At 71.5% G+C, this 14,728-nt stretch carries 12 protein-coding genes; 5 read left to right on the top strand and 7 right to left on the bottom strand.

Annotated elements, in window-relative coordinates; translation table 11 throughout:
• Positions 1-461 precede the first annotated feature (461 nt).
• Complete coding sequence (gene ppc / locus ACFYNP_RS28130; protein ID WP_388789200.1) at positions 462-3,191, bottom strand: phosphoenolpyruvate carboxylase; 2,730 nt, start codon at positions 3,189-3,191, stop codon at positions 462-464.
• 216 nt (positions 3,192-3,407) lie between these two features.
• Between ppc and ACFYNP_RS28125 the strand changes: the two genes are divergently transcribed.
• From ACFYNP_RS28125 to ACFYNP_RS28115, 3 genes are all read left to right on the top strand, one after another.
• A complete protein-coding gene (locus ACFYNP_RS28125; protein WP_388420480.1) occupies positions 3,408-4,406 on the top strand; it encodes an acyl-CoA desaturase in 999 nt (332 codons plus the stop codon).
• Entirely contained in the window at positions 4,403-5,143 is a 741-nt protein-coding gene (locus tag ACFYNP_RS28120; RefSeq protein ID WP_388420479.1) for a TetR family transcriptional regulator, read from the top strand. Before ACFYNP_RS28125 ends, ACFYNP_RS28120 begins: the two co-directional genes overlap by 4 nt.
• A gap of 261 nt (positions 5,144-5,404) precedes the next feature.
• On the top strand, positions 5,405-7,138 hold the full coding sequence (locus ACFYNP_RS28115) for an FG-GAP repeat domain-containing protein (RefSeq protein ID WP_388789197.1): 1,734 nt from the start codon (positions 5,405-5,407) through the stop codon (positions 7,136-7,138).
• A 101-nt stretch (positions 7,139-7,239) separates the two neighbouring features.
• Here the strand turns inward: ACFYNP_RS28115 and ACFYNP_RS28110 are convergent, their stop codons facing one another.
• Together ACFYNP_RS28110 and ACFYNP_RS28105 are read right to left on the bottom strand one after the other, a co-directional pair.
• On the bottom strand, positions 7,240-7,602 hold the full coding sequence (locus tag ACFYNP_RS28110) for a VOC family protein (protein ID WP_388420477.1): 363 nt from the start codon (positions 7,600-7,602) through the stop codon (positions 7,240-7,242).
• Positions 7,603-7,612: 10 nt separating this feature from the next.
• Positions 7,613-8,461, bottom strand: a complete 849-nt coding sequence (locus ACFYNP_RS28105) for a trans-aconitate 2-methyltransferase (protein WP_388789195.1) — start codon at positions 8,459-8,461, stop codon at positions 7,613-7,615.
• Positions 8,462-8,592: 131 nt separating this feature from the next.
• Between ACFYNP_RS28105 and tamR the strand changes: the two genes are divergently transcribed.
• Positions 8,593-9,090, top strand: a complete 498-nt coding sequence (tamR, locus tag ACFYNP_RS28100; RefSeq protein ID WP_382595847.1) for a MarR family transcriptional regulator TamR — start codon at positions 8,593-8,595, stop codon at positions 9,088-9,090.
• On the opposite strand, the gene ACFYNP_RS28095 is transcribed toward tamR, so the two are convergent.
• The gene (locus ACFYNP_RS28095; RefSeq protein WP_199846362.1) at positions 9,049-9,816 is read right to left on the bottom strand and encodes a response regulator transcription factor; all 768 of its coding nucleotides are present in this window, start codon (positions 9,814-9,816) and stop codon (positions 9,049-9,051) included. The two genes, tamR and ACFYNP_RS28095, sit on opposite strands and share 42 nt — an antisense overlap.
• Before the next feature lie 261 nt (positions 9,817-10,077).
• Here ACFYNP_RS28095 and ACFYNP_RS28090 point away from each other — a divergent pair, with 261 nt between their 5' ends.
• Positions 10,078-10,521 carry a GNAT family N-acetyltransferase gene (locus tag ACFYNP_RS28090; RefSeq protein WP_388420475.1) on the top strand — a complete coding sequence of 148 codons (444 nt, stop codon included), beginning with the start codon at positions 10,078-10,080 and terminating at the stop codon, positions 10,519-10,521.
• A gap of 930 nt (positions 10,522-11,451) precedes the next feature.
• Here ACFYNP_RS28090 and galK read toward each other — a convergent pair.
• Genes galK through galT form a run of 3 tightly spaced genes read right to left on the bottom strand, consistent with a single transcriptional unit; the run spans position 11,452 to position 14,631 of the window.
• Entirely contained in the window at positions 11,452-12,618 is a 1,167-nt protein-coding gene (gene galK / locus ACFYNP_RS28085; protein WP_388789192.1) for a galactokinase, read from the bottom strand.
• Positions 12,611-13,579, bottom strand: coding sequence for a UDP-glucose 4-epimerase GalE (galE, locus tag ACFYNP_RS28080; RefSeq protein ID WP_388789189.1), 969 nt, complete (start codon positions 13,577-13,579; stop codon positions 12,611-12,613). Before galE ends, galK begins: the two co-directional genes overlap by 8 nt.
• Positions 13,576-14,631, bottom strand: coding sequence for a galactose-1-phosphate uridylyltransferase (galT, locus tag ACFYNP_RS28075; RefSeq protein ID WP_388420622.1), 1,056 nt, complete (start codon positions 14,629-14,631; stop codon positions 13,576-13,578). Before galT ends, galE begins: the two co-directional genes overlap by 4 nt.
• Positions 14,632-14,728: the final 97 nt, after the last annotated feature.

Genomic DNA, 14,728 nt, shown 5'->3' with positions numbered 1-14,728 from the left:
GTGCGGGCCCGCCCTTTCGCGCAGTTCCCCGCGCCCCTCAAAAGCGCCTTCGTCCGCGGACCGTGCGGCCTGTTCGCGCAGTTCCCCGCGCCCCTCAAATCCGCCTTCGTCCGCAGACCGTGCGTGGCCGTTCGCGCCGTTCCCCGCGCCCCTGTAGGCGAACCGGGGTCCACCCCTCGCGCCCACCGCGGCGGAGCCGCGCAAGGTCACAGCCCCGCGCCCCTCGGTGGATCAACGCCCGCCCGTATCGGGGCATTTCAGCCCGTCATGGGGGGCTCCCCTGGCCCTCCACGCCTTGGGGGGTTCGAGGACGAGCGCCGTTCAGGCGCGAACGGGGTCGGGGGCGGAGACCCGGGAACGGCCCCGCCCCTCCCTGCATCCCCCGGAGGGTTGTGGGAAGGGGCGGGGCGGGGCGAAAACCCGGGGTCCGGGGCGGAGACCCGGCGCACCCCGGGCCGGGGTCAGCCCGTGTTGCGGAGGCCCGCCGCCACGCCGTTCACCGTGAGGAGAAGGGCACGGGACAGCAGCGGGTCCGGGGCCTCGCCCCGGTCGGCCGCCGCCCGCTGACGCGCGAGCAGCGCGACCTGGAGGTAGGAGATCGGGTCGAGATACGCGTCCCGGATCGCGAACGTCTGCTGCAACACGGGGCTGGCGCCCAGCAGTTCGTCCCGCCCGGTGATCCGCAGAACTTCGCGCACCGTCAGCTCGTGCTCCGCCTCGATCGCCGAGAACACGTGCTTGAGCTCCTCCGGCACGAGCGTGTCGACGTAGTGCCGGGCGATCCGCAGGTCCGTCTTCGCGAGCGTCATCTCCACGTTGGAGAGGAAGTTGCGGAAGAAGTGCCAGCGCTCGCTCATCTCGCCGAGCACCTCTTCGAGTCCCGCCTCACGCAGTGCCTTGAGCCCGGAGCCGACGCCGTACCAGCCGGGCACGATCTGCCGGGACTGGGTCCAGCCGAACACCCACGGGATGGCCCGCAGCCCGTCGAGGCCCGCACCGGAGTCCGGGCGGCGCGAGGGCCGCGAGCCCAGGTGCAGCTCGGCGAGCTGGTCGACGGGGGTGGACGCGAAGAAGTACGCGGGCAGGTCGGGGTCCTCGACCAGCGTGCGGTACGCGGAGTGCGCGGCGTCGGACACCGTGTCCATGGCCGCGTCCCAGCGCGCGAGCGCCTCGTCGGACTGGCGGGGCGCGGTGTGCAGGGCGGAGGCCTGGAGCGTGGCCGCGACGGTCAGCTCCAGGTTCTCCCTGGCCAGGGACGGGATGAGGTACTTGTCGGAGATGACCTCGCCCTGCTCGGTGACCTTGATCTCGCCTTCGAGGGTGCCCCACGGCTGGGCGAGGATCGCGTCGTGCGAGGGGCCGCCGCCGCGGCCGACGGTGCCGCCGCGGCCGTGGAAGAGCCGCAGCCGTACGCCGTAGCGGTGGGCGACGTCGCGCAGGCGGCGCTGGGCGCGGTGGATCTCCCACTGGGAGGTGGTGATGCCGCCGAACTTGGAGGAGTCCGAGTAGCCGAGCATGACCTCCTGGACGTCGCCGCGCAGCGAGACGAGGCGCCGGTAGGAGGGGTCGGCGAGCATCTCGTCGAGGATGACGTCGGCGGCGCGCAGCTCGTCGGTGGTCTCCAGGAGCGGCACGATGCCGATCTTGGCCCAGCCGCCGTGCAGGTCGACGAGGCCGGCCTCGCGGGCGAGGACGGCCGCGGCGAACACGTCGTCGGCGCCCTGGCACATCGAGATGATGTACGACTCGATGACCTCGGGTCCGAAGCGTTCGAAGGCTTCCTTGATGGTGCTGAAGACGCCGAGGGTCTTCTGTCCCGCCGCGTCCAGCGGGGCCGGGGTCGGGGCGAGCGGACGGCGCGAGCGGAGCTCCTTGGCGAGGAGCTTCTGCCGGTATTCGCGCGGCATGTCGGCGTAGCGCCAGGACTCCTCGCCGAGCCGGTCGAAGAGCTGGCCGAGCGCGTGGTGGTGGGCGTCGGCGTGTTCGCGTACGTCCATGGTGGCGAGCTGGAGGCCGAACGCCGCGAGGGTGCGGATCGTGCGGTCCATGCGGCCGTCGGCGAACAGGGCGCCGCGGTGGGCGCGCAGCGAGGTCTGGATGAGGGTGAGGTCGGCGATCAGGTCGGCGGTGCCGAGGTAGTCGCGGCCGGGCTGGTGGGTGGTGCCCTTGGCGAGCCGTTCCTTGGTGTGGACGAGCTTCTGCCGGATGGCGGTGGCCTTGAGCCGGTAGGGCTCCTCGGCGTTGAGCCGCTTGTAGCGGGGGCTGATCTCGGGGAGGGCTTCGAGGTCGGCCTGGAGCGAGCTGAGCAGCTCTTCGGTGGCGCCCGCGTAGCGGATGGAGTTGGAGAGCAGTCCGCGCAGGAAGTCGATCGTGTCGAGCGCGTCGTTGATGCCGTGCTCGTGCTGGAGGATCAGCACGTCCCAGGTGACCTTGGGGGTCACGTTGGGGTTGCCGTCGCGGTCGCCGCCGATCCAGGTGCCGAAGGTGAGCGGGCGGGTGCCGGGCGGCAGCTCGACGCCGACGCGCTCCAGTTCGGCCGCCAGGTCCTCCAGTACGTCCCCGACGGCGCCGGCGTGCAGCTCGTCGAGGTAGTAGATGGCGTTGCGGGCCTCGTCGGCCGGCTCGGGGCGTACGACGCGGAGCTCGTCGGTCTGCCAGACCAGGTCGATGTTCTCGGCCAGGCGCAGGTCGTGCCGGCGCCGGTCGGACTCGACGACCGGGGTTTCCAGGAGTTCGGCGATGCGCCGCAGCTTGTTCAGGACGGAGCGGCGGGCGGCCTCGGTGGGGTGGGCGGTGAAGACCGGCCGGACGTTGAGGTTCTTGACGCTCTCGCGGACGTGCTCGGGGTCGCCGTCCTTGAGCATGTCGGCGGTGCGGGCGAGCAGGCTGCCGTCGGCGGCGCGGCGGGCGCGCAGTTCGCGCCCGCGGTGGACCTGCTCGGCCACGTTCGCGAGGTGGAAGTAGGTGGAGAACGCGCGCACCAGCTTGGCGGCGGTCTCGACTTCGGTGCCGCCGAGGAGGTCGGCGGCGGCTTCGCCGTCACTCCGGGTCAGCGCGCGGACCCGCTCGACGAGCTCCAGGAGCTCGGGTCCCTCCTGTCGGACGAGGGTCTCGCCCAGGAGGTCACCCAGTCGGCGGATGTCGGCGCGCAGCTCGTTGCTGGCGGCGGGAGTCTGGTCGGCACTGCTCACAGGTGCGGCTCCTTGCAGTGTTTGAGCACGTCTGGAGGGTTCTGGAGGCTTGCGGACCGCGCTGTCCGACGACACCCAGGATAGGTGTCCCGTTCCGCCCCGCCGTCACGGGCTCTTGTCCCCAGCCTTGGCGCTGCCATACTTACGTTGCCGTAGGTTACGCATCCGTAGCCGGGCCTTCCGCTCGTTTTCCTCACCCTGCCGGGGGTACTCCCCATGACCACCAGTCCCGATCTGCTTCCGTCGTCGGACAAGGATCCCCTGCCGTCCGCGACGCTGGGCGGCGAGAAAAAGCGCAGCATCGAGCAGATCGCCCTGCTCCTCTTCATCACCGTCCCGTTCGTGGCCCTCGTCCTGGCGGTACCGCTCGCCTGGGGCTGGGGAGGGGTGAGCTGGCTCGATCTGGGCCTGCTCGTCTTCATGTACTACCTGGGCTGTCACGGTGTGACGATCGGCTTCCACCGTTACTTCACGCACGGCTCGTTCAAGGCGAAGCGCCCGCTGCGGATCGCGCTGGCGGTCGCGGGTTCGATGGCGGTGGAGGGGCCGCTGGTGCGCTGGGTGGCCGACCACCGCAGGCACCACAAGTTCTCGGACGCCGAGGGCGACCCGCATTCGCCGTGGCGTTTCGGCGAGACGCTGCCCGCGCTGATGAAGGGCCTGTGGTGGGCGCACATCGCATGGATGTTCGACGAGGAGCAGACGTCGCAGGAGAAGTACGCGCCGGATCTCCTCGCCGACCCGGCGATCCGCCGCATCTCGCGCGACTTCGTGTGGTGGACGATCCTGTCGCTCGCGATCCCGCCGCTGGTGGGGGGTCTGGTGACGATGTCGTGGTGGGGCGCGTTCACGGCGTTCTTCTGGGGCTCGCTGGTCCGGGTGGCGCTGCTGCACCACGTGACGTGGTCGATCAACTCGATCTGCCACGCGGTGGGCAAGCGTCCCTTCAAGTCGCGTGACCGCAGCGGCAACGTGTGGTGGCTGGCGGTGCTCTCGTGCGGCGAGTCGTGGCACAACCTGCACCACGCGGACCCGACGTCGGCCCGGCACGGGGTGATGCGGGGGCAGATCGACTCCAGTGCCCGGATCATCCGCTGGTGCGAGCAGCTGGGCCTGGCGTACGACGTGCGCTGGCCGAGCGCAGCACGTATCGACTCCAAGCGGAACGAAGCCGACCGGTCCCGGCGCAAGGACAAGGCCGCCGAGGCGGCATGATGGACGACGTGGCGACCGACTCCAGCACCACCCGCACCACCAGCACCACTGGTTCCTCTCGCACCACTGGTTCCTCCCGCTCCGCCGGGGCGACCGGCTCCGCCGAGAAGCCCCGACGCACCCGCCGGACCCGGATGACCGGGGCCGAGCGCCGGGAGCAACTGCTGGACATCGGTCGCACGCTCTTCGCCGAAAAGGGCTTCGAGGGCACCTCGGTCGAGGAGATCGCCGCGAAGGCGGGTGTTTCCAAACCGGTGGTGTACGAGCACTTCGGCGGCAAGGAAGGCCTGTACGCGGTCGTCGTGGACCGGGAAATGCGCTCACTGCTGGACGGGGTGACGGGCGCCCTGACCGCGGGCCATCCGCGCGAACTCCTGGAACAGGCCGCATTCGCGCTGCTCGACTACATCGAGACGTATACGGACGGATTCCGCATTCTGGTGCGCGACTCCCCGGTCGCCCAGTCGACCGGAACCTTCGCCTCACTGATCTCCGACATCGCCACCCAGGTCGAGGACATTCTGGGCCTGGAGTTCAAGGCACGGGGCTTCGACGCGAAACTGGCGCCGCTGTACGCGCAGGCGCTGGTCGGCATGGTGGCACTGACCGGGCAGTGGTGGCTGGACGTGCGCAAACCCAAGAAGGCGGAAGTCGCGGCCCATCTGGTGAATCTGGCGTGGCACGGTTTGGACGGTCTTGAACCGAAACCGCGGCTCATAGGACACCGGAAGAGCTGATTCGGCCCACCCACGGTCAAGATCAATCACCACCTGCCCCAATTTTCACTTCAACTACACAAGAATCGGCGGTAGTCTTCACCCACAATCCCGGGGGGGATTCCCGCCATTCCTCGCGTGCCATCACCCGTGACGGCCGTCAGTGCCGTCACGGTGTACGAGCCGCGCACCTTTCCGCGCGCCCATGCGACGACGAATACGCAGCGACGCGATTCTCCCCGGGTCTACCCGCTTATTCCCATGGGGGGAATTTTGTCCTCTGTGCGCACCAAGCGCGCGAGCCGCCTCGCGGCCTGCACCGCCATCGTCCTGTCGGCGGGCATGCTGCTCGCCGGCACGGCCTCGGCAGACTCCAACCCGGCCGGCCCGCACGCCGTCGTGAAGACGCCCAGGTCTGCCGTCGCCCCGAACATCACGCTGCCTCACCCCAAGGCCCCGCTCAAGGCGCCCGGCAAGGCCAAGCGCTCGCTGGCCGCGGACGCGGCCGGGGTCGCGAAGCCCCGCTTCGACGTGAGCGGCGACGGGTACACCGACCTGCTCGCCCGCGAACCCGACGACAAGCTGTACCTGGAGGACGGGAGCAGCGCGCAGAACCCCGAGTTCTACGGCCCCCAGAGTGCCTACAAGGACCTCATCCTGCCGGGTGACCTGGGTGGCGGCTCCGCTCCCGAGGCCCTCGACCTGTCCCCGAACGGCGTCCTGACGCTGCACCCGGACGCCGACCCCAACGGCATGTACTCCAGCGGCTGGTCCGGCTCCGGCTGGAACATGTTCAACAAGGTCGTGTCGGTCGCCGATGTCACCGGCGACGGCCACAACGACCTGATGGCCCGCACCCCCGGCGGCGACCTCTACCTGTACGCCGGCACGGGCAACCTGAGCGCGCCGTTCGCGGCGGGCAAGAAGGTCGGCAGCAGCTGGAACATCTTCGACCAGATCGTCGGCGCCAACGATGTGAACGGCGACGGCCTGGGCGATGTCTACGGCCGCACGCCCAACGGTGACCTGTACTTCTACGCGGGCACCGGCAACGCCGCGAACCCGCTGAAGGCGGGCGTCAAGGTCGGCTTCGGCTGGGACGCCTACAACCAGATCGTCGCCGTCGACGACCAGAGCGGCGACGGCCGCGGCGACCTGGTCGGCCGCGACCTGTCGGGCACGCTGTGGATGTACGTCTCCCTGCCCGACGGCCGGCTCCAGGCCCGCAAGCAGTTCGGCAAGGGCTGGCAGGGCGCCCAGCTCTTCCCGTCGGGCGCCAACGTGGCGTACGGCAAGCAGGACCTGTTCGGCCTCGACGGTGCCGGCACCCTGTCCTACTACTACGGACAGGGCGACGGCTACCTGTCGGCCGCACACCCCGGAGACAAGGGCGGCTGGGCCGGAGCGAACTACATCTCCAGCCCCTCCTCGCTCAACAGCGCCAGCCGCTGGGCCAACGTCCTGGAGATCGCCTCCTGGGGCAACCTGTACGTCAACGGGGCCGACCTCGGCGGCGGCTGGGGCATCTACAACACCGTCATCGGCGTGGGCGACCTCACCGGTGAGGGCAACGGCGACCTGCTCGCCCGTCAGGGCGGCAACGGCCACCTGTACCTGTACCCGGGCAACGGCCAGGGCACCGGCGTCTACTCGCGCATCGACGTGGGCGCGGGCTGGAACGCGTACGACAAGCTCTTCGGCGCCGGTGACATCAACGGCGACGGCCTGCCCGACCTGCTGGCCCGCACCCCGGGCGGCGAGCTCTACCTGTACGCGGGCACCGGCAACGCCAAGGCCCCGTTCAAGAGCCGGGTCAAGATCGGCACGGGCTGGAACACGTACAGCGGCAAGATGCTCGCGGCCCCCGGCGACCTGACGGGCGACGGCCGCTCGGACATCCTCGCGGTGGACTCGGCGGGCAACCTGTGGCGTTACGACGCCGATGGCTCCGGCGGGCTCAAGGGCCGGGTGAAGATCGGCTACGGCTGGAACACCTACAAGTACGGCATCTACTAGGCCGGCACCAGCGGTACCGAGCGCCCTGTCCCCTCTGTGCGAGGGGGCAGGGCGCTCCCGTTTCAGGGCGAGTGGCTCGGCGAGTGGCTCGGGCGAGCGGTTCAGGCGAGCGGCTCCAGGAACTCCAGGCGGTTGCCGACCGGGTCCTCGGAGTAGAACCTGCGGTGCCCCGGCAGGCCCTCGTCCCACCCGACCGGGGCGCCGTGTTCCGCGAGCCGGCGGGCGTACGCCTCGATCGAGGTGACCCGCAGCCCGGGGTGGGCCTTCCTCGCGGGCCGGAAGTCCTCCTCGATGCCCAGGTGGAGCTGGACGTCCCCGGACACGAACCAGCAGCCGCCGCGAGCGGCGAGGGGCGGGGGCTTGGGGATCTCGGTCATGCCGAGGACGTCGCGGTAGTACGTCCTCAGCCGCGGCTCGCTGCCCGGCGGGGCGGCGAGTTGGACGTGGTCGACAGCGGAGAGCATCGCCGGGCCCCTACTTCTTCCTGGCGACCGCGAAGATGCGGCGGAAGGGGAAGACCGTGCCGTGCGGGCCCGGCGGGTAGGCCTCGCGCAGGCGGTCGCGGTATTCGGCGAGCAGGGCGTCGATGGCTTCCTGGTCGCCGTCGAGGGCGGTCAGGACGGGGCGCAGGGCGGTGCCCTTGACCCAGTCGAGGACGGGGTCGAGGCCGGTCAGCAACTGGCAGTAGACGGTTTCCCAGACATCGGTCTCGCAGCCGAGGTCGGCCAGGCGGGTCAGGTAGTCGGCGGGCTCCAGAATGTGGACGTAGCGGCGGCCGTGGTCGTCGAGGCGGCTGCGCCAGCGCGGGGACTCGCAGAGTTCGGCGAGGATCGCGTGGCTGGGCGAGGTGAAATTGCCCGGAACCTGGAAGGCGAAGGTGCCGCCGGGTGCGAGCCCGTCGATCCAGGCCGGGAACGACTCGGGGTGGTTGGGGACCCACTGCAGGGCGGCGTTGGAGACGATCAGGTCGTACGGCTCGCCGGGGGTCCAGTGCGCGGCGTCGGCGACCTGGAAGTCGAGCCAGCCGCCGCCCGCGGTGGTGCCGGCGAAGTCCTTGTCGGCCTGGGCCAGCATCTGCGGGGAGAGGTCGAAGCCGGTGATGCGGGCGTCGGGCCAGCGGTCGGCGAGGCGGGCGGTGACGTTGCCGGGGCCGCAGCCCAGGTCGGCTATCCGGGGCGAGAGGCCGCCGGTCGTGGGCAGGTCGGGTATGCGGGTCAGCAGGTCCAGGAACGGCCGGGTGCGGTGCCCGGCGTGACGCAGATACTGCTGCGGGTCCCAGACCGGCGGCCCGGGTGGTGTGGTCGACGATGAATCGGAATGCATGTTCGAGCCCCCTTGCAGGTACGGCCGGTCGAAGCGGAACAGGGTCCCGGCCCCTCCATGCCCAATGGTGGCTCGATATATATCTTGACGTCAAGAGACTTCACATCGAGGGACCCTCTACACTGATCGACATGGAGGATGAGGTCGACCGATTGGTCGCTGCATGGCGCCGCGAGCGCCCGGACCTCGACGTGGAACCACTTGAGGTGCTCAGCCGGGTGAGCAGGCTGGCCCGCCATCTCGACCGGGCCCGCAGGCTCGCGTTCGCGGAGCACAGCCTGGAGCCCTGGGAGTTCGACGTCCTGACGTCGCTGCGCCGGGCCGGCGCGCCCTACCAGCTCTCCCCCGGCCAGCTCCTGACCCAGACGCTCGTCACCTCGGGCACGATGACCAACCGGATCGACCGGCTCGCCAAGAAGGGCCTGGTCGAGCGGCTGCCCGACCCCAGCGACCGGCGCGGGGTCCTGGTCCGGCTCACCCCCGAGGGGCGCGACCGCGCCGACCAGGCACTCGCGGGCCTGCTCGAACAGGAGCGGGCCATCCTCGGCGAGCTCAGCCGCCAGCAGCGGGGTGAACTGGCCGCGCTGCTACGCCAGTTGACCGCCCCGTTCGACAACATCCCCGGCTAGGTCGACCGGGCCCACACCGGCCCGGCGGGCCAGCGCGACGGCCGCGAGCGTGGAATGCACGCCCAGCTTGCCGAGCACGTTCTGCATATGGGTCCGCACGGTGTGCGGGGACAGGAACAGGCGCTCGGCGACCGCCTTGCGCCCGAGGCCGGCCACCATGCAGCGCAGCACTTCGCGCTCGCGCGGGGTGAGCGACTCCACGAGCCGCTCGGACTCGGTGCGGTGCTTGCGCGCGGCCGTCAGCTCCCGCAGTACGCCCGTGAGCAGCGCGGGCGGCAGATGCGTCTCGTCGCGCAGTACGCCCCGGATCACGGCGAGCAGCCGTTGCAGGGAGCAGTCCTTGGCGACCCAGCCGCACGCTCCGGCCTGGAGGGCCAGGGCGGCCCGGCGCGGGTCGTCCTTCTCGGCGAGCACGACGGTACGCACCGCGGGCTGGCCCACGCGGACGCCCGCGACCAGCGAGATCCCGTCCACCAGGCCGTCCGCACCACCCCCGTCGGGCACCACACGGGCGACCGGGACCGCGGCCGATGCGCCCAAGTCCGCGTCGACGAGCATCACATCGAATCTGCGGCCCTCGGCCGCGCCCCGCTCCAGACAGCGCAGCGCCGCGGGACCGCTGCCGGCCGCGGCGACGTCCACGTCGGGCTCCGCGGCCAGGGCCGCGGCGAGCGACTCGGCGAAGATGCGATGGTCGTCCACCACGAGAACTCGGATCCGTACCAAGTGACACCCCCAGGGTTCGGTGGCGGACCGGTACGGGTACGACGCCCGGAGCCGGCGACCGCAGTCGCACGGCCGCCGCCGTGCACTGAGTTCTACCCCACCCCGGGCGACGTACCCGACTGTCTCGCCCCCTGATCAACACCGGCCCCCACCGGTGCTGTGCATCAGCGTAGGGCCGTGAGCTGTGAGCGGAAGGCACTTTGCCGAACTGAGGGAACCCGTCCGGCTACTTGGCGTGTGCGAATGTTTAGGGTGAGTTCCATGTTTCGTCTTGAGACAGAAGTGGACAAGGCCCGGCAGGCGCAGTTGGGGCGGCGCCTGCGGGACACCAACACCGAGCGGTCGCCGGCGCTGCGGGCCCTGCGGGGGACGCCGGCCGGGAAGGAAGTACCGCTCCACGTCTGGGGGTTGAACGAGGAGGGCCTGCTGGCCGGGGGCCTGACCGGGCGGACCTGGGCGGGCTGGCTCCACGTCGACCTCCTGTGGGTGGACGCGGGGCTCCGCTCCGGGGGGCTCGGCAGCCAACTCCTCGCCCGCGCCGAGGAGTTGGCGCGCTCCGAGCGGGGGTGTGGGTTTGCCCGGGTGGAGACGTGGGACTTCCAGGCGCCGGGGTTCTACCGGGGGCGGGGGTACGAGGTCGTGGCGGTGATCCCCGACTATCCGCCGGGGGTCACGGAGTACACCCTGACCAAGCGGCTGCCCTGACCCGGGGGCGGCAGGTCTGGGGCCCCAGGGGCCCCAGACCCCGGGGGTTTGCCCACCCACCCGCCCGTTGCCCGGAGTTGGAGAGTTCCAGCCCCTGGGGCTCCGCCCCAGACCCCGGGGGTTTGCCCACCCTCCCGCCCGTGCGGCGGGGTTGGTGGGTTCCGGCCCCTGGGGCTGCGCCCCAGACCCCTGCGGGGGCTCTGCCCCCTGCACCCCCTGGGGGTTTGCCCGCCCTCCCGCCCGTGCGGCCGGGTTGATGGGTTCGGCCCCTGGGGCTGTGCCCCAGACCCCCTTCGAGGGGCTGCGCCCCTCGGACCCCCGCAGGGGGCTGCGCCCCCTGCACCCCCCGGTTCGGGGCTCCGCCCCGGACCCCGTATCGCGCCTAAAGGGCGCTCGTCCTCAAACGCCGGACGGGCTGAAGGTGCCCGGTACGGGCCCGTACCGATCAGCCGGACGGGCTGGAGATACCTCCACCGGCCCCTACCGATCAGCCGGACGGGCTGAAGTGCCCGATGCGGGCCAGCACCAAGGCTTTTAGGGGCGCGGGGAACTGCGCGAGAAGCGACCACGATCCGCAGACGGAAACGGGGGTGAGGGGCGCGGGAAACCGCGCCACCAACCACCCACGGTGGACGGACGAGAGGGAGGTGGGGGCGCGGGGAACTGCGCGATCAGCCACGCACGGTCCGCAGCCGGACCAGGGGCCCGGGGCCCAGCCCCGTAAAGCCGGCCGCCCCTATTCCACCCCCGGAGGGTTGCGGGAAGGGGTGGGGCGGGGCGAAAACCCCGGGGTCTGGGGCAGAGCCCCAGCGCAGAGGTCCACCACAGGGGCCCAGCACAGGGACCCAGCGCAGAGCCCCAGCACAGAGGCCCAGCACAGGCGCCCAGCGCAGAGGCCCAGTACACCCGCCCCGGACGAGGGGGGGACCCTCAGGCCAGGCGCCGCGCCCCCGGCGAGGGGGCCGCCTCGAAGATTCGGGGCGAGGCCCACCCGGACCGCTCGAAGGCCACGGCCACGGCCTTCGAGACCGCACCCAGCACCGCCTCCTCGGCCAGGACGATCGCCGAGCCCCCGAAGCCCCCGCCCGTCATCCGCGCCCCGAGGGCCCCCGCGGACACCGCCGTGTCCACCACCAGATCCAGCTCCGCACAGGACACCCGAAGATCGTCCCGGAGGGAGGCATGGCCCTCGGTGAGCACCGGGCCCACCCCGCGGACGTCGCCCGCCGCGAGCAGCCCCGCCACCCGCGCCACTCGCTCGTTGTCGCTCACCACGTGCCGCACACAGCCGCGGACCGTCTCGGAGGACAGCTCCCCCAGCGCGTCGGGGAGTCGCGCGTAGGGGAGTTCGCGCAGGGTGCGTACACCCAGCTCCCGCGCGCCCCGCTCACAGCCGGCGCGCCGCTCCGCGTACGCGCCGTCTCCCAGCGCGTGTTTCACGCGGGTGTCCACCACCAGCAGCCGCAGCCCCTGCGCGGGGAGGTCGAAGGGAATGTGACGTGTCGTCAGGTCACGCGCGTCCAGGTGCAGGACATGGCCCTCCACGCAGCACGCCGACGCCGTCTGGTCCATGATCCCGCACGGCACGCCGACGAACGCGTTCTCCGCCCGCTGCGCCAGCGCGGCCAACTCCGGGAGGGAGAGCGGGAGTTCGTACAGGTCGCGCAGGGCGAGGGCGGTGACCACCTCAAGGGCGGCCGAGGAGGACAGGCCCGCTCCCGTCGGCACCGTCGACGTCAGGTGGATGTCCGCGCCCGGCACCGCGTGGCCCGCCTCGCGCAGTGCCCACGCCACGCCCGCCGGGTAGGCCGCCCAGCCCGCGCCGGACAGCGGTTCCAACTCGTCGGCGCGCAGCTCCACCACGGGTCCCGCGATGTCGGCCGAGTGGATCCGCAGGACCCCGTCGGTGCGTCGGGACACCGCCGCGACCGCCGTGTGCGGCAGGGCGAGCGGCATGACGAAGCCCTCGTTGAAGTCGGTGTACTCGCCGATGAGGTTGACCCGGCCGGGCGCGGCCCACACCCCTTCGGGCCCGTACCCGTACAACTCCCGGAAGGCGGCGCCCACTTCCTCGGCCGGCGTGCTCCGTTCACTCACCGGTGTGCTCCGTCCGGCGCGCGAACGCCCAGGCGTCCGCCACGATGGCGGCGAGGTCGGCGCGCGAGGGCTGCCAGCCGAGGCGCTTGTGGGCGCGGGCCGCGGAGGCCACCAGGACCGCCGGGTCGCCGCCGCGCCGCCCCGCGACGACCTCGGGGATCTCGTGGCCGGTCACCTTGCGCACGGTCTCGACGACCTCGCGGACCGAGAACCCGTTGCCGTTGCCGAGGTTGCAGACGAGGTGCTCGCCGGCGGTCGCCGCGTCCAGGGCGAGCAGGTGCGCCTCGGCCAGGTCCGCCACGTGGATGTAGTCGCGGACGCAGGTCCCGTCGGGGGTGGGGTAGTCGTCGCCGTAGATGGAGATGAAGTCCCGCTCCCCCAGGGCCACTTGGAGGATCAGGGGGATCAGGTGGGACTCGGGGTCGTGGCGTTCTCCGCACCTCCCGTACGCACCCGCCACGTTGAAGTAGCGCAGGGACACCGCGGCCAGGCCGTGGGCCGCGCACTCCCCGGCGATCATGTGGTCCACGGCCAGCTTGGAGGCTCCGTAGGGACTGGTGGGGGCGGTGGGGTCGGTCTCGGTGATCGGGGTCGAGACGGGTTCGCCGTAGGTGGCCGCGGTGGAGGAGAACACCAGCCTGCGCACGCCCGCCTCGCGCATCGCGGCGAGCAGCGCCATCGTGCCGCCGACGTTGTTGGTCCAGTACTTCTCGGGGACCGCCACCGACTCGCCGACCTGGGAGAACGCCGCGAAGTGGAGGACGGCGTCGAAGGACGCGTCGAGCCATCGGGCGGCGTCCTGGATACGGCCCTCGACGAACTCGGCCCCGGCGGGAACGGCCTCGCGGAAGCCCGTGGAGAGGTCGTCGAGGACGGTCACCGTGTGGCCGGCCTCGACCAGGTGGGCCGCCACCACGCTGCCCACATATCCCGCACCGCCCGTCACCAGGTACTTGCTCACTTGCTGGCCACCTCTCGCAGTCGCTCGGCCGCGGCCTCCGGCGGCACGTCGTTGATGAACACGCTCATGCCGGACTCGGAACCCGCGAGGTACTTCAGCTTGCCGGAAGTGCGGCGGATGGTGAAAAGCTCAAGATGGAGCCCGAACTCGCCCCGGTCGACGGCGCCCTCGCCCCGGAACGGCGCCTGGTGCCAGGCGGCGATATAGGGGGTGGGCGGCTCGTCGGGGCCGAAGATCCGGTCGAAGCGGCGCAGGAGTTCCAGGTAGATCCGGGGGAACTCGGCGCGGGCGTCGTCGTCGAGGGCGCGCAGGTCGGGGACGCGGCGCTTGGGGTGGAGGTGCACCTCGTAGGGCCAGTGGGCGGCGTACGGCACGAAGGCCACCCAGTGCTCGCCCTCCAGGACCACCCGGTCGCCTTCGGTGAGCTCGCGCCGGACCACGTCGTCGAAGAGGTTGCGGCCGCCGGTGCGCTCGCGGTGTTCGGCGAGCGAGCGGAGCATGAGGGCGGTGCGCGGGGTGGTGAAGGGGTAGCCGTAGATCTGGCCGTGCGGGTGGCCGAGGGTGACGCCGATCTCGGCGCCCCGGTTCTCGAAGCAGAACACCTGCTGGACCTGCGGGAGTTCGGCGAGTTCGGCGGTGCGGTCGGTCCAGGCCTCCAGGACGAGGGCGGCCTGGTCCTCGGTGAGGTCGGCGAAGGACGCGTCGTGGTCCGGGGTGAAGCAGACGACCTCGCAGCGGCCGGAGTCGCCGGCGAGCGAGGGGAAGCGGTTCTCGAAGACGACGACGTCGTAGTCGGCGGCCGGGATCTCGCTGTCGCGGCCCTCGCGCGAGGGGCACAGGGGGCAGGCGTCGGCGGGCGGCAGATAGGTGCGGCCCTGGCGGTGCGAGGCGACGACCACCGTGTCGCCGAGCAGCGGGTCGTGGCGCAGCTCGGACGCGGTGGAGACCGGGTCGAGGGGGCGGTGGTCGGTCTCGTCCCGGACGAGGTCGTCCCGCGCGTCGTAGTAGAGCAGCTCACGTCCGTCGGCGAGCCGGGTCGACGTCTTCTTCACCTGCAACCTCCACCATCCAACAGAATCGCACACAACAAACCACAAGCCAACAGCACCCGTCAATGGGCGCGCAAGCGCCTGGCGGGCCCTGAACGAT

The organism is Streptomyces sp. NPDC006691 (assembly GCF_042869955.1).
In the GTDB taxonomy this organism is placed as follows: Bacteria; Actinomycetota; Actinomycetes; order Streptomycetales; family Streptomycetaceae; genus Streptomyces.
This window is presented reverse-complemented; position numbering and strand designations above follow the sequence as displayed.